This is a genomic window from Paraburkholderia sp. Clong3 (genome assembly GCF_050436485.1).
GTDB lineage: Bacteria > Pseudomonadota > Gammaproteobacteria > Burkholderiales > Burkholderiaceae > Paraburkholderia > Paraburkholderia tuberum.
On record NZ_JBNDMH010000002.1, the window covers coordinates 1,193,964 to 1,213,247 of the forward strand.

Consider the following 19,284-nt stretch of genomic DNA (forward strand, 5'->3'; position numbering starts at 1 on the left):
GCGTCACGTGCTCAGGTATGCCTGAGTCGCCGCGTAGCCGCGGTCGTAGCCGACCCGCGAGCGCGCCGGCATGCCGTTGAAGATGCCGCCCTGCACGTGAACGCCCGCCGAGCGCAGGCGTTTCAGCGCATCGGCCAGCTCGAGCTCGCTGTGCATGCCCGAGCGCATCACGAAGAACGTCGAGCCCGCATACGCGCCGATGATCGACGCATCGGTCACCGCGAGCACCGGCGGCGTGTCGATCAGGATCACGTCGTAGCGTTTCGCGAGGCCGTCGAGATACTGCGGCAGTCGCGGCGACATCAGCAGCTCGGACGGATTCGGCGGACGGCGGCCGCACGAGATGAAGCTCAGGCCCTCGATGCTCGAACCGCGGATCGCTTCCTCCAGCGAGATCTGGCCGCTCAGCAGCTCGGACAGGCCGTTTTCCTGCAAGCCGCCCACGTAACGTTCGAGCGTGCCGCGCCGCATGTCGCCGTCGATCAGCAACACGCGCTTGCCCGAATGGGCGAGCAGCATCGCCAGGTTCACGCTCAGGAAGCTCTTGCCGACGCCGGCCATCGGCCCCGTCAGCATCACGATGCAGTTGCGCGCGTCCATCAGCGTGAACTGCATCGCAGTGCGCAGGCTGCGCAGACTTTCGATCGTCACGTCCTTCGGCCGCGCGTTCGCAAGCACCGGACGCTGCCGTTCGCCGCCCCGCGCATAGCTGTTTTCGAGCTGCACCTGCTCGGCGCTTTGCGGCACGAGGCCGAACACCGGCAGATGGAACGCGCGCTCGACGTGATCGGGGTCGTCGATGCCCTTGAACAGATTGCGGCGCAGGAACACGAAACCGGTGCCCGCGATCAGCCCGAGAATCACGGCCGCCGAGATGATCAGCATCTTCTTCGGCTTGACCGGCGCGCCGGGGCGCAGCGCGGCGTCGACGATATGGACGTTGCCGCCGGTGCCCGCCTTCTGCACCGACAGCTCCTGCACACGATTGAGCAGCAGCACGTAAATGTCTTCGGCGACCTTCGCGTCGCGCTGCAACTGCACGGCCTTCACTTCGGTGGCCGGCAGATCGCGGAAGCGGTCCGCGTATTTGGTGCGCTGCGCCTGCAGCTCGGTCATCTGCTGACGCGCGGCGACGAGCGTCGGATGGTCGTCGCCGTAGCGCTCGGCGAGTTGCGTCATCTGCAGACGCAACGCGGCGATCTGTTGCTCGTATTGCACGCTGCCTTCGAGGTAGACCTTCGCCTCTTCGCTCGCGTTGATCGAGCCGGACTGACGTTGATAAGCGGTCAGCGCGGCCTCCGCGCGTTCGAGATCGGCCTTCAGGCGCGGCTCCTCGCTTTTCAGGAAATCGAGCATCTTGCTTGCGTCGGCCTGCTTGTTCGACACGTGCTCGCGCAGATACGACTGCGCGAGCGCATTGGCGACGAGCGCCGCATGCTCGGGACTCTTGTCCTCCAGCGAGATCTGGATCACGCCGGTCTGCTTGCCCTGCTCCTGCACCGTGATCGCCGACTGGAACGCGGTGATCGCATCGAGATCGTTCGAGCGCACGATGGTGAACTCCTGCCCGGGGCGCGCGATCAGCGTGTTGACGACCATCGTCACGCCCCCGCCCTGCGCCTGCTGCCCGACCTGGCCGCGCAGCAGCAGCGAGCCGTTCGGCGCGAACAGTTCATAGTGCTGCGCGTCGATCACGCGCAGCAGCAGCTTCTCGCCTTCGAGCGACGGCGTCACGTCGATCGAATCGACGTCGACTTTTTCTCCGCCCCATGCGTAGGACGTGAGCCCCAGCCACGCGCGCGCGGGCTGGCCCGGCGTCGCGAGGCGCGCGGCGATGCTGCCGAGCAGCGGGATCGTCTTCGGCGTAACGCTGAAGTTCAGCTTCAGCTGCTGCACGACCGGCGCGACCACGCCACGGCTCTTGATGATTTCGATCTCGGCGTCGGTCGGCAGCGACGTCGAGCCGCTCGTGATCGCGGCACCGGTCTGCGTTTGCGTGAGCGCCTGCGACATGCTGTCGGACTGCTCGACGCGCACGTGGCGCATCGGCCGAATAAGTCGGCTTGGCGAGGTAGCAGTACGCGACCGCCATCGCGACGATGATCGCGGTGATCGCGAGCAGCCACCAGATGTCGTCGAGGATCACCTGCACCAGTTGTCCGAGGACGACGTCTTCTTCTTCGGTCTTGATCGGACCAGCCATGTGTGGAGAGAGTTGATTGCTCACTGTTCCATCCCGTGTCGTTGGCTTCGGCTTTCGCGTCAGCGGTACTTCTGCTTTCGTTGCACGTCCCGCACCGCCCGGACAACGGCGGCGCGGGACGTTACAGGCCAAACGTTCAGCGCGTCAGCTGCTTCAGATAGAACAGCGTCTGCACGCTCGGCAGCACCTGCTGCAACACACGGTTGAACGTGGTCGACGCGGCGGTGCCCACGTACACGACGTCGAGCGGCTGCAACTGGAACTGCGAGGACAGCATGATCGAGTCCGGCTGCGTCATGTCGAGGCGGAACACCTCGGGCGTGGTCGGATGCTCGCGCATGCCGCGCATCACGTAGATCTGGCGCGGATTGGCGTCGGTGTTGAGGATGCCGCCCCCTTGCGTGAGCGCGTCGGCGATCGTCATGCGGCCGCGCGCGATCGGCACCTGGATCGGCGTCTTCACTTCGCCCAGCACGAAGATGCGGCTGTCGGTGCGGTCCGGCACGTTGACCACGTCGCCGTTCTGCAGCATCACGTCCTGCGTGGTATCGCCCTGATCGAGCATGCGATCGGCATTGAGCACATAGAGCTTGTGGTTGCGCGTGAGTCGCACGCGCTGGATGTCGGCGTCCGGGTTCGTGCCGCCCGAGCGCGTGATCGCGTCGACCAGCGTCAGCGGCACGTCGCTGACCGCGAGCGGTCCCGGCTGCTTCACTTCGCCCGTGACCTGCACCTTCTTGCCGCGATACGACAGCACGCGCACGTCGACCTGCGGATTGCGGATATAAGGCACGAGGCGCGCGGCGAGCTGAGCGCGCAGCTCGGTCGTGGTCTTGCCCGCGGCCTGGATGCGGCCGACGAACGGGAAAAAGATCGTGCCGTCGGCGGCGATGGTCTGGCCGTACGGATCGGCCTGGCCCGGCAGCGCGGCCGTATACGGCTGCTGCAACGCACCCGCGATCGTCTGCGTGGTATTGCCGCCCGAGGACAAGGTACTGCCCTGCGGCGTGGTCAACTCGGGGTGATCCCACACGGTGATGCCGAGAATGTCCTGCGGCGCGAGGTGGTACACGTACAGCGACGGATCGGACAGCGCCGCTGGCGGCAACGGCTGGGTTTTCGCGGCGGCGGCTTGCGCCTGCGCCATGATCAGGTTCGCGTCGATCAGATGGACCGGATAGGTTTCGCTCGGCGCCTGATCGTTGTCCTTGAGCCGCGACGTGTCGAGGTAATTGCCCGGTGCGGTCGCGCAGGCCGACAAAAAGGAGGTCAGCAGAAGTGAGGCGGCGAGCTTCGTGCGCAAGCTTGCGAATGAGTTTTCGATGCGGGGTTTCTTCAGCATATTTTTTTCAGCCATCCCATGACCAGATGTTCGATGAGCACGAGACTCTCCCTGTATTCGTCTTCCGCGCCGCCGTGCGGATCGGCGACGTCCGAATCGGCTTCCCACTTGCCGAGCGGATAGACCTTGCCGCGCGCCGACGGATCGAGCGCTTCGACCTTGCTCACCTGCGCGCGCTCGGTCACCAGCACGAGATCGGCCGCGCGCACGAGCGAGCGCTCGAGGCGCCGCGCGTGGTGAACGCCGGCCGCGACGCCGCGCTCTGCGAGCAGGCGCCGCATCACCGGGTCCATGCCGTGGCCGTTCACCGCACGAATGCCCGCCGAATGAAACGCGATAGGTGCGGCCCCCGAGCGCGGCGCGCGCGCCTGGCTCGCCTTGAACAGCATCTCGGCGGCGGGCGAGCGGCACACGTTGGCGTGGCACACGATCAGAACGTTGTCGAACATGGCGGACTCTCTCGCGCGGCGATCGCGGTGGCCTCAGCGGCCGGAGGCTGCCGTCGCGGCGAGGTCCGCCGCCTGCATCGAACCTTTCGCGCCGACACGCGCCGGCGCGTTGCGCAACGCATGCCGCCGGCCGATCGCGTGATACTCGATGCCGAGTTCGAGCAGCACGTCCGGCTCGTACAGATTGCGGCCATCGAAGATCAGCGGCGTCTTCAGCATGCGTTTCAGCGCATCGAAATCTGGACTCTTGAAGACCTTCCATTCGGTCAGGATCACGAGCGCATCGACGCCGCTCGCCGCTTCCATCTCTTCACTCACGAACGAAAGTCGCGCATGCTGCTGCGGCACGTCCTTCAGATCGAGCGCGAGCACGCGCTTCGCTTCGTCGATCGAGACCGGGTCGTAGGCCTTCACGCGCGCGCCGCGGCCCAGCAGCCCGGCGATCAGCTCGCGGCTCGGCGCCGCGCGCATGTCGTCGGTGTTCGGCTTGAATGCGAGACCCCAGACGCCGAACGTGCGGTCCGACAGATCCTCGCCGAGACGCGCGACGATCTTCTGCGCGAGGATCTGCTTCTGTGCATCGTTGACCGCTTCCACCGCTTCGAGAATGCGCAGGTTCGCGTTGTGGTCGGCCGCGGTGCGGATCAGCGCCTGCACGTCCTTCGGAAAACAGGAGCCGCCATAGCCGCAACCCGCGTAGAGGAAGTCATAGCCGATGCGCGGATCGGAACCGATGCCGCGGCGCACCGCCTCGATATCCGCGCCGACGCGATCGGCCAGATTCGCGAGCTCGTTCATGTACGAGATGCGCGTCGCGAGCATCGCGTTGGCCGCGTACTTGGTGAATTCGGCCGAACGCACGTCCATATACAGCGTGCGCTCGCGATTGCGGTTGAACGGCGCATACAGGCGCTTCATCAGTTCGCGCGCCTTTTCGCCGGGCACGTCCTCGTCGCAGCCGAGCACGATGCGATCGGGCCGCGTGAAGTCTTCGACGGCCGCGCCCTCCTTCAGGAACTCCGGATTCGACACGACCGAGAACATCTGCTCGACGCCGCGCGCGGCCAGCTCGGCGGCCACCACTTCGCGCACGCGCGATGCGGTGCCCACCGGCACCGTCGATTTGTCGACGATCACCTTGAAGCCGGTCATATGGCGGCCGATGTTGCGCGCGGCCGCGAGCACGTATTGCAGATCGGCGGAACCGTCCTCGTCGGCCGGCGTGCCGACCGCGATGAACTGGATGTCGCCGTGCGCGACCGCGGCCTCGACGTCGGTGGAGAACGTCAGGCGCTTCGCGCGGCGATTGCGCGCGATGATCTCCTGCAGCCCCGGCTCGTGGATCGGCACGCCGCCGTTGTTGAGCACGTCGATCTTGCGCGCGTCGACGTCGAGACAGAACACGTCGTGGCCGATGTCGGCCAGACACGCGCCGGTCACGAGGCCGACATAACCGCTACCGATGATCGTCAGGTTCATGGATTGCACCTCGGTAAAAAAGTTGATTCAGGAATGCGCTCGCGCGATGCGTGGCATCGGCGCGGCCCGGCACCCCGCGTTCAATAGGCGTTGCTGCCCGCGAAGCCCTTCCACAGCGTCAGCACGACGATCTTGATGTCGAGCCAGAAGGTCCAGTGCTGCATGTAGTACAGATCGAGCTTTACGCGGCCCATCATCTTTTCGATGCGATCGGTTTCGCCGCGGTAACCGTTGATCTGCGCCCAGCCGGTAATGCCCGGCTTGATCCGGTAGCGGTGCATGTAGCCCTTCACCAGATCCTTGTAGATGTCGTCGTGCTCGAGCGCATGCGGACGCGGACCGACCACCGACATCTCGCCGCGCAGCACGTTGATGAACTGCGGCAGTTCGTCGAGGCTGGTGCGGCGCAGGAACGCGCCGACCGCGGTAATGCGCGGATCGCGCCGCGTCGCCTGGGTGATCTTGCCGGCCGCTTCCGTGTGGACCTTCATCGAGCGGAACTTGAAGATCTCGAACTCGCGGCCGTCGATGCCCTTGCGCCGCTGGCGGAAAAACACCGGCCCCGGCGAGCTGAGCTTCACCATCAGCGCGATCGCGAGCATCAGCGGCGCCAGTGCGGTCAGCGCGCCCAGCGCGAACACACTGTCGAACACGCGCTTGGGCAGCACGCGCAGATCGGTGATCGGCGAGGCGGCCAGATTGATCGCGGGCACGCCGAGCAGCTCGACCATCGGCTGATTGAACAGCGTCAGGCTGCCGACGTCGGGGATGAAGCGGATGTTCACGAAGTCGTTGCGTAGATCCATCACGAAGCGATGGATCGCCTTCTCCTTCGAGATCGGCAGCGCGAGCCACAACTCGCGGATCGCGCGCTGCCGTACCAGTTCGATCATGCGCTGATAGTCGCGCTCGACCGGCACGCCCGCGACCGCGTGCGCCGCGTCCGGGTCTTCGTAGGGATTGATCGTGCCGTCCTCGTCGAACACGACGACGGGCTTGAAGCCGGCTTCGGGACGGCCGCGCATCTGTTCGATCAGGAAGCGGCCGTACGGCGCGCCGCCGACGATCGCGACCGCGCGCTGATTGAAGCCCTCGCGGCGCAGCCCGCGCAGGATCGAATAGACGATCACCTTCGTGACGACCAGCAGCACGATCGACGCGAGCGCCCAGTAAACGAGCCACAGCCGCGACAGGCTGTCGGCGCGGTGCACGCTGAAGCTGATCAGCACGCCGGTCACTTCGACCATCAGCCAGCCGCCCGTGACGCGCGACAGCAGATCGTAGAGCGGCTTGCCGCGCCACGACTGATAGATGCCGAGCGGCGGGAAGAACACCACCACGAGCAGGCAGCCGAACGCAAGCGACACGCTTTGCATATCGTCGAGCCATACCACTCTGCCGCTGTGCACGCCCGCCGCCAGCACCGCGGCGAGCGCGACCATGGCGATGTCGATGATTCTCGCTAGAACGCTCAGCATGCGCCGCCCCTCTGTTCGTCAGTCAAGTGCGATCCGTCGGTTGGTTGAAATGGCTGTTGCATGCGGGTTTCATCGTTGGGCTTTTTTATTTCCGATCTGCCTGGCGGCGCGACCGGACTGAATGAGCCTGAATGGACAGACCGCAAAATCCGAATGCGAATGAGTGAATACCCTTGTTCATACCTCAATAAAGCGGTATTAAAATTCCCACGACAAGACCGCAAAAAATCTCAAATTGTATCGGTCAAAATTTCGGCATTTTTTATGCATTTTGTGCGGTAATTGTTGCCGCAATGGGCCCGACAGAAGGTTCCGGGAAGCCCATTCGAGCGCTTTCACATAGAATCTTTCGCTTTGCCAACAGTTCTGGCGCGAAGCTCGGGCTCCACTCGTGCTGTCATTCTTGCGCATCATTAAGCGAAAAAAATGCTTGCTGATTTTTTCAGGTAATTTTTATTTATAAATAAATAGACGAGCCATTTTTTGGTGAATTTCGAATGAATGCGACGAGCCTTTTATCGGAATTGTATTTAACGCGCTTTTATTGATTCGCGACTTCGTGATAAAACTCGACGCATTCATCCAGCCTCGAGGAGAGTTCACCATGACAGCTCCGGCCCCGGTCACGCCTGCCGGCACCCGTCCCACCCCCGCCCAATCGCCCATGCCCTCAACCGCAACCAGCGTCAAGCTCAAGGTTCATCCCGTGATTCTCGCGGGCGGCTCGGGCACCCGGCTGTGGCCGATGTCGCGCGAGCAGCATCCGAAGCAGCTGATCGGCCTGCTCGGCGAAGAGTCGCTGCTGCAATCGACGACCCGCCGTCTCGATGGGCTCGAAGCCGGTTATCCGCTTGCCGGCCAGCTCGTGGTCGTCGCCAATGAAGAACAGCGCTTCACGACGGCCGAACAATTGCGCACGAGCGCCAAGCCGAGCCGGCTGATACTCGAACCCGCGGGCCGTGACACCGCGCCCGCGTTGACGGTGGCTGCGTTGTCCGTCGCCGCGCAGGATGAAGACGGCATCATGGTCGTGATGCCCGCCGATCACGCGGTCACCGACAGCGCAGGATTTCACGCGGCGGTCGCCGCCGGCGTACAGCATGCGGCCGCTGGCCATATCGTCACCATGGGAATCGTGCCGACGCGTGCCGAAACCGGCTACGGCTATATCCGCATCGGCGCGCCGCTCGGTTCTGACGATGCGCAGACCGCAGCAGCGGCTCGCCCCGTCGCACATCGCCTCGACCGTTTCGTCGAAAAGCCGCATCTGGAACTCGCGCAGCGCTATGTCGAATCACGCGAATACTGGTGGAACAGCGGTATTTTCATCGTGCGCGCATCGACGTGGCTCAAAGCGATCCGCCATTTTCAGCCGGCCATTTACGCAGCATGCGAATCGGCCTTTGCGGGCAGCACGGCGGACGGCGACTTCTTCCGGCTGCAACGCGATGCGTTCAGCGGCTCGCCGTCGAATTCGATCGACTACGCGGTGATGGAAAAGCTCGGCGCCGATCAGAGTATCGCGTCGGGCGTGGTCGTGCCGCTTGCGGCCGGCTGGTCCGACGTCGGTTCGTGGGACGCGATCTGGGACATCAGCGAGAAGGACTCCGATCGCAACGTGAGCCGCGGCCGCGTGATGTTCGAAGGCGCGAACTCCACCTTCGCGCATTCCGAAGGACGACTGATTGCCTGCGTCGGCACGCAGGATCTCGTCGTCGTCGAGACCGCCGATGCGATTCTGGTCGCCGACAAGTCACGCGTGCAGGACGTCAAGAAGATCGTCAACCGGATTCGCGAGGATGGCGGGCTCGAAGCGGCCAATCATCGCAAGGTGCATCGGCCGTGGGGCAACTACGATTCCGTCGACACCGGCGAGCGCTTCCAGGTCAAGCGGATCGTCGTGAAGCCGGGCGCGCGGTTGTCGCTGCAGATGCATCATCACCGCGCGGAGCACTGGATCGTCGTGCGCGGCACCGCGCTCGTCACGCGCGGCGACGAACGCTTTATCGTGTCCGAAAACGAGTCGGCCTATATTCCGCTCGGCGTTACGCATCGCCTCGAAAACCCGGGCAAGATGCCGCTCGAAATGATCGAGGTGCAGTCGGGTTCGTATCTCGGCGAAGACGATATCGTGCGCTTCGACGATACGTACGGAAGGCAATGAGGCGCGAGCGGTCGCAATGACGAAGCGGGAACCTGCGGCGGCGCAAAGCGGCCGCGGGGACCGCCGGGCTCATCCCACGTATGAGATGAGTTCTTTGTAGGTTGCGGAAAAGCGCTCCGCGGTGCCGCTGTCGGTCGTCACCGTGGGCGTGCTTGCCCCGCCCGCGGTTGCGGTGTCCGACGGATAGCGGCGCAGCGGCCCACGCAATGCATTCAGTGATGGCTTCAGCGGCCCGTGCAACGGCGCGCCGTGATTGCCCGGGTGATTCGCGATGCCATTGACCGATGCCGGTTCCGGCGCATGACGCAGGCCTGACAACGAACGGTCCGCGGACCGCTGCGCAAGGTTCGCCGACGCGGACGCGGCCGTTGCGTGGACCATCGTCGTGGCCGCCGCGTCGGTCGCGCATTCGCGATCGATCCACTGACGCGCCCAGTCGAGCGCGAACTGCTGCGCGTGCTGCGCATCCGCGAAGCGCGGGCCGACGAGGCCAGAGCGCTCGACGCGCTTGCCGTCCCTGATGATCTCCGCCCACCCGCGATACATCGCGTTCGGCACTTCCTCGACCACCACGTAGATCAGATAACCGCCCGAATCGGCGACCTGCATGCCGCGCGGGGCGAGGCCCAGCGTCAGCGACGGGCGCGGGTCGTCGACCGGTCCGGATGCGGCCGGTTCGACGCGCATCTCCGCCGCCATCGCGGACGTCGCCACTGCGGACGTCGCGAACGCCGATGTCGCCACCGCGCTCGCCGGCGCAAGCCCCGACAATTGCCGCGTGATGTCGCCGATCGGATCGGCCGTACGCCATTGGCTCAACGCGCTCGCGACGCCGGGCGCCTGCCACGACTCGGGACTCTTCCACGACACGCCGCGCAGATTATTGTCTTCGCTCGGGCTCGGGGTTTGCGCAACCGGTGCCGCGGGTCTGGCCGTAACGGGCGGCGCCGGTTGGGGAATGTATGCGAAGGTACGCCCGCTCTGCGACAGCAGACGGACCATCTCCAGCAGTGTGCCGTTCAGTTGCCACTCTTCGAAGCGGCGGCGGCAGGTGGGACCGGACGGATAGCGGCCCGGCAGCTTCGACCACGGCTCGCCGGTGGTCATGATCCACAGCACGGCATTCGTCACGATGCGCGGTTCGGCGCGCGGCCGGCCGCGCCGGTTCAGACGGACGGCCGGCTCGTCGGAGACGAGCGGCGCGAGCAGCGCCCATTCGTCGTTGTTTAGCTCATCGAAAAACATTGGATTTTCTCCACGCGGCCTGGCCTGGCCGCGGCGTTGGGCCTGCCACGGGTTCTCAGCGTTCACGACCCGTGTGCGGCCCTCGGTTGCACAAATTTGTTTGGTCCGTTCGGCTCGCTGGAGCAGCCCGCCCACACGTGGTGCGGCTCTTCCCTATTACGAAGCACAAAACGCGGTCTCACTCGTGCGTGGGAAAATTTGTGCACGAAGCATACCATTCCAATCTTTGCATGAGTACAGTTGAGACAAGTGTTACGGATAGAAACAATCTTGTCGGTTTCGCTGCGTCGATTCTCGTATTGCCGTAACAGAAGCCTCTGCTTATCTGGCATCGGATCTGTCTATTGCACAGCACAATACCGCATGACCGAACAGAATGGGCTTTAGAAATGTAATTGCCGATCCAGCATGCATTTCTATGCACTTTGATGGTTGATGTGAACATCGGTTTCGAGCGTCGGCGAAAGGACTGCGACGCGCCCGCGCGGTGACATGGAGGCAACGGGAGGCGCACACGCGGCGGCCGCGCATGCGCGGAGTTCGAGGCGTGACAGAAGCGACGAAGTCGCTTCGAACGACGTTAGGGGCGCACTGGTTTCGAAGCATGCTCGCCGACGACCGTGGTCCATTCGCGCACGCGCCAACGCGTAACCAGTCCGGAGAGTACGTACGGATCGACGGTAGCAAAGGCCTCCGCCACCGCAGGCGACGCGCCGGTGAAGAGCAGCACCGCACCGTCCGTCGGCTCCGCGAGCGCGCCGGCCAGCAGCAGTTCGCCGCGCTCGGCGGCGGCCCATGCGAGTTTCAGATGCGCGTCACGGTGCTCGCCGCGCCGCTCCAGATAGTCGGGTACCAACTCGTACATCAACAGGTAATGCATGGTGAGTCTCGCGAGGTTGAGGGTCGGCAGGGAGCGGCATGCACCGGAGCGCAGTTGAGGATAACCGCGACTACCGAATTTCATGCCTATTTTCTATTCAGTTGCATTCGCAGCAATATGAACATTCTCATTGCCCGTTAACCATAGATCAAAATAGCGGAAACCGTAATTTCGTTTCAATAAGCTTGAAATAATCGCCCCGAGCAATCTGCATTGCATGACAAAATTCGCGCTCTCGTTCATTCGATTGTTTCAAACGCCGCAGCGCCGGTTGCGCCACGCTGCTCAGGGAAAACGAGCGCGGACCGCTGTCAACCGGAATGCATTTTGAGCCGTTCTGGCAGACGGCATTTGCCATAATGGATGCGCCGATGGGCCCATGGATGCCGTCGTCGCCCGCGCGCATGAACGATCAGAAACGTTTTCACCACCGATGGAGTGTCCCATGAAAATCCAATCCGCTATCGCCACGCTGGTGTTGGGCGCGGTACTCGTATCGCCGGCGTTTGCGCAGAACAGCCAGCAAACCAAGATGGCCGACTGCAACAAGCAGGCCGGCGACAAGAAAGGCGACGAGCGCAAGGCGTTCATGCAAACCTGTCTTTCCGCAAAGCCGGCCGCCGCCGCGCCGATGAGCCAGCAGGACAAGATGAAGGTGTGCAACAAGCAGGCGGGCGACAAGAAAGGCGACGACCGCAAGGCCTTCATGAAGACCTGCCTGTCCTCCTCGGCGCCGGCCAACTGAGCGAAAGACGGAGCCGTCCCTCACGCCGGCGCCCTCCGATCGACGCGGCGCCGGCGCATCGTTGCGCCCACGCGGCGCTCCGATCGAGCCCCCCCGCTTCGTCGTCCACCCGCCGCAACGCGCCGTTTTCTTCTATGATGGCTGCGGAGACGGCCCACCTTCACTCATATAGAACCAGACAACTACGCGGGCCGCCATCTTGTCGTTGGTGCTACTGAGCATCGATCGGAGGCAAGGATGGTATCGAAGCACAAAAACCGCTGGTTAAGGCGGTGGTTGCTGGTCATCATATTCTGGGCCGTGCCTGTGGCGATCGTCGCGGTCAACGAGATCCGCGAGGAAATGTCGTACAACGCGGTCGATCTCGACCGCGCGCTCACCACCTGGAATTTCACCCAGGCGCAGCGCGCCGCCGGGGCGCCCGCGCATTGCCATGGCAAGCCCGACGAGGCCAAGGCGGCCGGCTGCCCGGCCGACGTGCTGGCCGCCAACGCGCCGCGCCAGCAGGACGCGATCAACGAATACAGCGTGCGCCGCTCGACGCTGTTCGCCTATCTGTGGCACGCGTTTGTCGGCTATTGGATGGTGCCGGCGGCTATGCTGTTCGCGATCGGCGCGATCATCGGCATGGTGCGCCGCGCGCTGCGGCGCCCGCCCGCGGTCAAGAGTCCGGCGAATCACGGGTGAGCGGCGGCCGCGCCGCTTGCACTTCGCCGCAATTTGCCGCGCAGAAACAACATTCTCATTGCCATGTCGATGGGCCGCCGCGCGACGCGAATCGGTAAAAACCGGCGCATCGTGCGGCCACGCCGAAGCGTCCCCACGATCGCCGCGACTCGGGCGCTGTTCGGCGTCGCCCCTCGGATCGTCGCTCGACGCGTGCCTGGAAGTCGCGCGCAAGGCCGGTCAAATTTACTGGGAAGACTTCTTGCGGTCAGGCTCAAACCCTTGTCCCATAAGGCTTTTCGCGTTGTGACGCAACGCGCCTTTTGCACCAGCCTGTGTTATAACTCAAGGGCAACCAGGCGACACCACCACGGTTGCGCCCCGGATCCATGACGGAGAAAAACGATGCAAAGACGACACTTCATGTTGAAGACGACCGCTGCGCTTGCTTTCGGAGGCCTTGCACTCGCCGGGTGCACGACGACGGGCAACACGCCGGACAATGCTCATATCGACGCCTCGAAACGACAGTCGATCGACGCCAGCGTCGACGGCACGCTGTCCAAGCTGTTCACGACCGTGCCGGGCTCGCGAGAGCTGGTGTCGAAGGCGCGCGGCGTGCTGGTGTTCCCGTCGGTGCTGCAGGCGGGCTTGATCGTCGGCGGCCAGTATGGCGAAGGCGCATTGCGGGTGGGCGGCACGACGGTCGGCTACTACAGCACCGCGTCGGGCTCGTTCGGCTTGCAGGCGGGTGCGCAGTCGAAGGCGATCATCTTCCTGTTCATGACGCAGGATTCGCTCGATAAATTCCGCAACGCGGAGGGCTGGTCGGCCGGCGTCGATGCATCGGTCGCGCTCGTGAAGATCGGCGCGAACGGCGCCGTCGACACGACCACGGCCACCGCGCCGGTGCAGGTTTTCGTGTTGACGAACGCGGGCCTGATGGGCGACGTCTCGCTGCAAGGCACGAAGGTCACGCGGCTGAAGATCTGAGCGCGCTCATCGGCGCGCTCCACTGATCACTTGCGCGCATCGCGGCGAAGGCCGCGCGGAGGACCCTGTGCGGGTCGTCGCGCGGCCTTTTTGTTATGGATGCCGATGCCGACGCTCGGGAACGGAAAAACTCGCGCGCAAAAAAACGGCGCCGCGCATCGCGCACCGCCGTCCTTCGCTTCGACACGTCCCAACGATCCCGCGTCAACCGCCCGACGAATCGACCACCTTGAACCTCGAGCGCTTCTGTGCGCGAATCACCGACTGATACGCCTCCACATACTGACGCGCCATCCGGTGCGACGTGAAGCGCTCCTCGAAACGCCGCCGCACGCCCGCGCGCGACACCTTGTGCAGCCGGTTCACGGCCGCCACCGCGCCGATCTCGTCCTCGACGATGAACCCGGTCATGCCCTCTTCGAGCACTTCGGGCACCGAGCCGCGGTTGAACGCGATCACCGGCGTGCCGCAAGCCATCGCCTCGATCATCACGAGACCGAACGGCTCCGGCCAGTCGATCGGAAACAGCAGCGCATGCGCGCCCGACAGAAACTCGGCCTTCTGATGATCGGCAATCTCGCCGATGTACTCGACGTACGGCAGGTCGAGCAACGGCCGGATATCGCGCTCGAAGTACTCGCGATCGGCCGCATCGACCTTGGCGGCGATACGGATCGGCATGCCGCAGCGGCCGGCGATGCGGATCGCCGTATCGACGCGCTTTTCCGGCGAAATCCGGCCGAGAAACGCGAGGTACTTCTGCTCGACCGGTTGCGGCGTATAGAGCTGCGCCGGCAAGCCGTGATAGACCGTGGTGAGCCAGTGCGCCTGCGGCAGCGGATGACGCTGAGCGTTCGAAATGGAGATCACGGGCGCGGTGTTGAACGTGTCGAACACCGGCTGCTGCTCGGGCAGATCGAGCCGGCCGTGCATCGTCGTGACGAACGGCGTGTCCTGCCGCTTGAATACCGAGAACGAGTAGTAGCCGCGTCGGGCTCGTTCGGCTTGCAGGCGGGTGCGCAGTCGAAGGCGATCATCTTCCTGTTCATGACGCAGGATTCGCTCGATAAATTCCGCAACGCGGAGGGCTGGTCGGCCGGCGTCGATGCATCGGTCGCGCTCGTGAAGATCGGCGCGAACGGCGCCGTCGACACGACCACGGCCACCGCGCCGGTGCAGGTTTTCGTGTTGACGAACGCGGGCCTGATGGGCGACGTCTCGCTGCAAGGCACGAAGGTCACGCGGCTGAAGATCTGAGCGCGCTCATCGGCGCGCTCCACTGATCACTTGCGCGCATCGCGGCGAAGGCCGCGCGGAGGACCCTGTGCGGGTCGTCGCGCGGCCTTTTTGTTATGGATGCCGATGCCGACGCTCGGGAACGGAAAAACTCGCGCGCAAAAAAACGGCGCCGCGCATCGCGCACCGCCGTCCTTCGCTTCGACACGTCCCAACGATCCCGCGTCAACCGCCCGACGAATCGACCACCTTGAACCTCGAGCGCTTCTGTGCGCGAATCACCGACTGATACGCCTCCACATACTGACGCGCCATCCGGTGCGACGTGAAGCGCTCCTCGAAACGCCGCCGCACGCCCGCGCGCGACACCTTGTGCAGCCGGTTCACGGCCGCCACCGCGCCGATCTCGTCCTCGACGATGAACCCGGTCATGCCCTCTTCGAGCACTTCGGGCACCGAGCCGCGGTTGAACGCGATCACCGGCGTGCCGCAAGCCATCGCCTCGATCATCACGAGACCGAACGGCTCCGGCCAGTCGATCGGAAACAGCAGCGCATGCGCGCCCGACAGAAACTCGGCCTTCTGATGATCGGCAATCTCGCCGATGTACTCGACGTACGGCAGGTCGAGCAACGGCCGGATATCGCGCTCGAAGTACTCGCGATCGGCCGCATCGACCTTGGCGGCGATACGGATCGGCATGCCGCAGCGGCCGGCGATGCGGATCGCCGTATCGACGCGCTTTTCCGGCGAAATCCGGCCGAGAAACGCGAGGTACTTCTGCTCGACCGGTTGCGGCGTATAGAGCTGCGCCGGCAAGCCGTGATAGACCGTGGTGAGCCAGTGCGCCTGCGGCAGCGGATGACGCTGAGCGTTCGAAATGGAGATCACGGGCGCGGTGTTGAACGTGTCGAACACCGGCTGCTGCTCGGGCAGATCGAGCCGGCCGTGCATCGTCGTGACGAACGGCGTGTCCTGCCGCTTGAATACCGAGAACGAGTAGTAGTCGAGGTGGAAATGCAGCACGTCGAACTCTTCGGCCTGGCGGCGCACGAGTTCCATCAACAGCATATGCGGCGCGATGCGGTCGCGAATGCCCGGATCGAGCCGCAGCGCGCGAGGCCACACCGCTTCGAGCTTCGCGCTCGTGACGGAGTCGCCGCTCGCGAACAGCGTCACGTCGTGGCCCTGCTCGACCAGCGCTTCGGTGATGTACGACACGACGCGCTCCGTGCCGCCGTAGAGCTTCGGCGGCACCGATTCGGTCAGCGGGGCGATCTGCGCAATCTTCATATTGTGTCTCCGTGAGCCGGCGGCTGGCGCGCAATCGCGATGCCGTCGGCGACGCCGAGTATGACAGCGCCATGACGTCGGAACAATGCGCGCGGTCCCTAAGCGTCGCATGCATCGTCGCTACGGGGAATTATTCCCTGGCATCGGTCGAAGAGCCGCAGGTCTTGCAATTGCTCGGTGCTGTTACAAACGGCTTACATCCGGTGACACGCGGCCACGCGCCGGGTTTGCGCGGGCTTTGGGCCGTCGCCGCGCCGTCATTGGTGGCCGCCGCCCTCGCCCGACCCGCGCACGGGCATGCTGCGCAAATCCCTGAGGAAGCTGTCGCGCCACACTCCGAGATCGTTCTTACGCAGCGCGGCCATGTTGATCTCGTGACGCCGCTGGCGCGCGTCGAGCGGCATTTGCAGCGCGCGTTGCAAGGCCTCGCACATGCCGATCGCATCGTGCGGATTGACGAGCAGCGCGCCGGAGAGCTCGGCGGCCGCGCCCGCGAAAATCGATAGCACGAGCACGCCGGGATCGTCGGGATTCTGCGCGGCCACGTACTCCTTCGCGACGAGGTTCATGCCGTCGTGCAGCGGCGTGACGAAGCCGATCTGCGACTCCCGAAACAGCGACATCAGCTTCCAGCGGTCGTACTGCTGGTTCAGATAGCGGATCGGCGTGTAGTCGAGCCCCGAGTAGCGGCCGTTGATGCGCCCTGCCTCGTATTCGAGATCCTGGCGGATCTTCTGATAGGTCGCGACGTCCGAGCGCGTAGGCGGCGCGATCTGCACGAGCGTGACGTTGCCGCGCCATTCGGGCGAGCGTTCGAGCAGCAACTCGAACGCGCGAAAGCGCTCGACCAGTCCCTTCGAATAGTCGAGCCGGTCGACGCTCATGACCAGCTTGCGCCCCTCGAGGCTTTGCTTCAGCTCGAGCACGTGCTGGCGGCTTTCGTAGCGCTTGGCCTGCTCGGCGATTTCGTCGGGGAACACGCCGATCCGGTAGACGCCGGTGCGCAGCTTGCGCCCGAACGCCTCCACGACGCCTTCCGCGCTCACCGTGCCGCGCGCGTGACGCGTCACGTAGTCGTGGAATGCCTGCTGGTCGGTGGCGGTCTGGAAGCCGAGCAGGTCGTAGCACGACATCGACTTCACCAGTTCCTCGTGCGGCGGAATGTTGAGCAGGATCTGCGGCGCGGGAAACGGAATATGCAGGAAAAAGCCGATGCGGTTCGTCACGCCCTCGCTGCGCAGCGCCTCGGCAAACGGGATCAGATGGTAGTCGTGAATCCAGATGATGTCGTCGGGTTCGAGCAGCTTGACCAGCTTGTGAGCGAGCCATGCGTTGACGCGCCGGTAGCCCGCGTACTCCTCGCGCTCGTAGCGCGCGAGGTCGTTGCGGTAGTGGAATACCGGCCACAGCGTCGCGTTCGAGAAGCCGCGGTAGTACTGGTCGTAGTCCTTGCGCGTGAGGCCGACGGTTGCGAAGGTCACCGCGCCGTCCTGCTCGAGCATCGGCCCCGCGTTGGCGACCGTTTCGCTGACTACGTCGCCGCTCCAGCCGAACCAGACGCCGCCTGCATCCTTCAGCGCGCCGAATACGCCGACCGCGAGTCCGCCCGCCGATCCCTTGGTCTCCGTCGGCGTCGCGACGCGATTCGACACGACGATCAATCGGCCCATAGTGCATGTTCTCCGTCATTCTTGCGATGCGCCGCGACGCCTGAGCAGGCGTGGCGCGCCCGTGAGCAGCAATCGGCGTGCCCGCGCACCGCCGGGCTTGCCGAGGGCGGTCGCCGCTCGCCGCTCGCGATACCCAACTCGCGATTTGCCACTCGCCACGCGCGATTCGCGATCCGCAACGCCCGGCTAAGCCTGCTCCTTCGCCTTCTGCGCGACCTCGCCCGCGCCAGTGCGGCCGATGCGGCTCGCCACCGGATCGGCTTCGGTATGCGCTGCTGTGCTGCCGGCTGGCGCCTGCCGGCTGCGCGGCAGCCAGTCGCTCGGGCCAGCGCCGCTCGTCTCCAGCTCCGCCGACACCTCGGCACGCGTCCGCGGCAGGTATTCCGGGTAATGCCGATGAACGAAATCGAGCAGCCCTTCGCGCACGCGGCAGCGCAGATCCCACGCAAGGCCGGAATCGGGCGCGCTGACGAGCGCGCGCAACTGCATCGCGCGCTCGGTGCAGTCCGTCACCTGCAGCACCTGCACGCGACGGTCCCACTCGGGCGCGTTCTCGACGATGCGCGCAAGCTCCTCGCGCAGCGGCGCGAGCGGCATCCGGTAATCGACGAACAGGAACACGGTGCCGATGATCTGCGAACTGCTGCGGGTCCAGTTCGAGAACGGATTTTCGATAAACCATTGCAGCGGCACGATCAGCCGGCGCTGGTCCCACAGCCGCACCGACACGTACGTGCCGGTGATCTCCTCGATGCGTCCCCACTCGTTCTGGATCACGACGACGTCGTCGAGGCGGATCGGTTGCGACAGCGCGATCTGCAAACCGGCGATCAGGTTGCCGAGCACCGGCCGCGCTGCGATACCGGCAACCAGACCGGCGACACCCGCCGACGCCAGCAGGCTCGCGCCGATCTGCCGCACGTTGGGCAGGGTCATCAGCGCACCGCCGACACCGATGATCACGATCACGATCATCACCGAGCGCGCGAGTACGCGCGCCTGCGTATGGATGCGGCGCGCCTGCAGGTTATCGGAGGAATCGAGCGGATGGGCGCGGATGATCGCTTCGCCGATCGCCGCGGCCGAGCGCACCGACAGCCACGTCAGCGCGGCGATCAGCGCGATGCCGGTGATGTCGCGCACCGGTTCGATGAAGTTGAGGGTGTCGGGTGCCTCGGACCAGACCCACGCGAACACGAGGATCACGAGGGCGAACAGCGACGGCTTGTCGATGTAGCGCAGCACGACGCTCGTCAGCGCGTGCGGCCGCGCGAGACGCTTCACGATGCGCGCGCCGAAGCGGTGAATGCCGCTCGCCACGATCGCCACGATGGCCGTCACGATCAGCGTGCCGAGCCACGTATGCAGCGGCGCGGCCGCCACGCGGTAGAAGTCGTCGATAGTAGGCATAACGGGCATCTTCCTCCGGGCTCGATGAGCG

At 64.7% G+C, this 19,284-nt stretch carries 14 protein-coding genes and 3 pseudogenes; 5 read left to right on the forward strand and 12 right to left on the reverse strand.

The genetic code is table 11. From position 1 onward, the window contains the following. Window positions 1–3: 3 nt before the first annotated feature. The 5 genes and pseudogenes from OKW30_RS09760 to OKW30_RS09780 all read right to left on the reverse strand — a co-directional run bounded on the left by OKW30_RS09760 (window position 4) and on the right by OKW30_RS09780 (window position 6,951). Window positions 4–2,203: pseudogene (locus tag OKW30_RS09760) on the reverse strand (polysaccharide biosynthesis tyrosine autokinase). A 136-nt stretch (window positions 2,204–2,339) separates the two neighbouring features. After that, on the reverse strand, window positions 2,340–3,545 hold the full coding sequence (locus OKW30_RS09765; protein ID WP_184063484.1) for a polysaccharide biosynthesis/export family protein: 1,206 nt from the start codon (window positions 3,543–3,545) through the stop codon (window positions 2,340–2,342). Continuing rightward, on the reverse strand, window positions 3,539–3,994 hold the full coding sequence (locus OKW30_RS09770; RefSeq protein ID WP_429346605.1) for a low molecular weight phosphotyrosine protein phosphatase: 456 nt from the start codon (window positions 3,992–3,994) through the stop codon (window positions 3,539–3,541). Before OKW30_RS09770 ends, OKW30_RS09765 begins: the two co-directional genes overlap by 7 nt. 33 nt (window positions 3,995–4,027) lie before the next feature. Beyond that, a complete protein-coding gene (locus OKW30_RS09775; RefSeq protein ID WP_184003582.1) occupies window positions 4,028–5,473 on the reverse strand; it encodes a UDP-glucose dehydrogenase family protein in 1,446 nt (481 codons plus the stop codon). A gap of 80 nt (window positions 5,474–5,553) precedes the next feature. After that, window positions 5,554–6,951: an undecaprenyl-phosphate glucose phosphotransferase gene (locus OKW30_RS09780; protein WP_184033583.1), complete on the reverse strand. Its 1,398-nt coding sequence runs from the start codon at window positions 6,949–6,951 to the stop codon at window positions 5,554–5,556. Window positions 6,952–7,555: 604 nt separating this feature from the next. On the opposite strand from OKW30_RS09780, the gene OKW30_RS09785 reads away from it, so the two are divergent. Continuing rightward, entirely contained in the window at window positions 7,556–9,115 is a 1,560-nt protein-coding gene (locus tag OKW30_RS09785) for a mannose-1-phosphate guanylyltransferase/mannose-6-phosphate isomerase (RefSeq protein WP_429346606.1), read from the forward strand. Window positions 9,116–9,184: 69 nt separating this feature from the next. On the opposite strand, the gene OKW30_RS09790 is transcribed toward OKW30_RS09785, so the two are convergent. From OKW30_RS09790 to OKW30_RS09800, 3 genes are all read right to left on the reverse strand, one after another. Further along, complete coding sequence (locus OKW30_RS09790) at window positions 9,185–10,360, reverse strand: transposase (RefSeq protein ID WP_429346607.1); 1,176 nt, start codon at window positions 10,358–10,360, stop codon at window positions 9,185–9,187. A gap of 580 nt (window positions 10,361–10,940) precedes the next feature. After that, window positions 10,941–11,240 (reverse strand): YciI-like protein, encoded by a 300-nt coding sequence (locus tag OKW30_RS09795; RefSeq protein ID WP_187628324.1) that lies wholly within the window; start codon window positions 11,238–11,240, stop codon window positions 10,941–10,943. A gap of 148 nt (window positions 11,241–11,388) precedes the next feature. Then, window positions 11,389–11,646, reverse strand: coding sequence for a hypothetical protein (locus tag OKW30_RS09800; protein ID WP_184063496.1), 258 nt, complete (start codon window positions 11,644–11,646; stop codon window positions 11,389–11,391). Between the two features lie 39 nt (window positions 11,647–11,685). On the opposite strand from OKW30_RS09800, the gene OKW30_RS09805 reads away from it, so the two are divergent. From OKW30_RS09805 to OKW30_RS09815, 3 genes are all read left to right on the forward strand, one after another. After that, complete coding sequence (locus tag OKW30_RS09805; protein WP_184063499.1) at window positions 11,686–11,985, forward strand: PsiF family protein; 300 nt, start codon at window positions 11,686–11,688, stop codon at window positions 11,983–11,985. A gap of 237 nt (window positions 11,986–12,222) precedes the next feature. Then, a complete protein-coding gene (locus OKW30_RS09810; RefSeq protein ID WP_090804804.1) occupies window positions 12,223–12,672 on the forward strand; it encodes a hypothetical protein in 450 nt (149 codons plus the stop codon). A gap of 384 nt (window positions 12,673–13,056) precedes the next feature. Then, entirely contained in the window at window positions 13,057–13,644 is a 588-nt protein-coding gene (locus OKW30_RS09815; protein ID WP_429346608.1) for a BPSL1445 family SYLF domain-containing lipoprotein, read from the forward strand. 204 nt (window positions 13,645–13,848) lie between these two features. Here OKW30_RS09815 and OKW30_RS09820 read toward each other — a convergent pair. Beyond that, a pseudogene (locus OKW30_RS09820) lies at window positions 13,849–14,628 on the reverse strand (glycosyltransferase family 4 protein); the annotation flags it as partial. Window positions 14,629–14,631: 3 nt separating this feature from the next. On the opposite strand from OKW30_RS09820, the pseudogene OKW30_RS09825 reads away from it, so the two are divergent. Then, window positions 14,632–14,901: pseudogene (locus OKW30_RS09825) on the forward strand (YSC84-related protein); the annotation flags it as partial. A 204-nt stretch (window positions 14,902–15,105) separates the two neighbouring features. On the opposite strand, the gene OKW30_RS09830 reads toward OKW30_RS09825, so the two are convergent. The 3 genes from OKW30_RS09830 to OKW30_RS09840 all read right to left on the reverse strand — a co-directional run bounded on the left by OKW30_RS09830 (window position 15,106) and on the right by OKW30_RS09840 (window position 19,253). Then, the gene (locus tag OKW30_RS09830) at window positions 15,106–16,173 is read right to left on the reverse strand and encodes a glycosyltransferase family 4 protein (protein ID WP_184063508.1); all 1,068 of its coding nucleotides are present in this window, start codon (window positions 16,171–16,173) and stop codon (window positions 15,106–15,108) included. Window positions 16,174–16,430: 257 nt separating this feature from the next. Continuing rightward, complete coding sequence (otsA, locus tag OKW30_RS09835; protein WP_184033549.1) at window positions 16,431–17,843, reverse strand: alpha,alpha-trehalose-phosphate synthase (UDP-forming); 1,413 nt, start codon at window positions 17,841–17,843, stop codon at window positions 16,431–16,433. Window positions 17,844–18,029: 186 nt separating this feature from the next. After that, a complete protein-coding gene (locus OKW30_RS09840) occupies window positions 18,030–19,253 on the reverse strand; it encodes a mechanosensitive ion channel family protein (protein WP_429346609.1) in 1,224 nt (407 codons plus the stop codon). Between the last annotated feature and the right edge of the window lie 31 nt (window positions 19,254–19,284).

Coding starts and splice junctions, on each gene's coding strand:
- OKW30_RS09840 (WP_429346609.1), bottom strand. CDS start 19,253: ATGCCTACTATCGACGACTTCTACCGCGTGGCGGCCGCGCCGCTGCAT.
- OKW30_RS09785 (WP_429346606.1), top strand. CDS start 7,556: ATGACAGCTCCGGCCCCGGTCACGCCTGCCGGCACCCGTCCCACCCCC.
- OKW30_RS09815 (WP_429346608.1), top strand. CDS start 13,057: ATGCAAAGACGACACTTCATGTTGAAGACGACCGCTGCGCTTGCTTTC.
- OKW30_RS09805 (WP_184063499.1), top strand. CDS start 11,686: ATGAAAATCCAATCCGCTATCGCCACGCTGGTGTTGGGCGCGGTACTC.
- OKW30_RS09830 (WP_184063508.1), bottom strand. CDS start 16,173: ATGAAGATTGCGCAGATCGCCCCGCTGACCGAATCGGTGCCGCCGAAG.
- OKW30_RS09775 (WP_184003582.1), bottom strand. CDS start 5,473: ATGAACCTGACGATCATCGGTAGCGGTTATGTCGGCCTCGTGACCGGC.
- OKW30_RS09795 (WP_187628324.1), bottom strand. CDS start 11,240: ATGCATTACCTGTTGATGTACGAGTTGGTACCCGACTATCTGGAGCGG.
- OKW30_RS09770 (WP_429346605.1), bottom strand. CDS start 3,994: ATGTTCGACAACGTTCTGATCGTGTGCCACGCCAACGTGTGCCGCTCG.
- OKW30_RS09810 (WP_090804804.1), top strand. CDS start 12,223: ATGGTATCGAAGCACAAAAACCGCTGGTTAAGGCGGTGGTTGCTGGTC.
- OKW30_RS09790 (WP_429346607.1), bottom strand. CDS start 10,360: ATGTTTTTCGATGAGCTAAACAACGACGAATGGGCGCTGCTCGCGCCG.
- OKW30_RS09780 (WP_184033583.1), bottom strand. CDS start 6,951: ATGCTGAGCGTTCTAGCGAGAATCATCGACATCGCCATGGTCGCGCTC.
- otsA (WP_184033549.1), bottom strand. CDS start 17,843: ATGGGCCGATTGATCGTCGTGTCGAATCGCGTCGCGACGCCGACGGAG.
- OKW30_RS09800 (WP_184063496.1), bottom strand. CDS start 11,646: ATGCGCGCGGGCGACGACGGCATCCATGGGCCCATCGGCGCATCCATT.
- OKW30_RS09765 (WP_184063484.1), bottom strand. CDS start 3,545: ATGCTGAAGAAACCCCGCATCGAAAACTCATTCGCAAGCTTGCGCACG.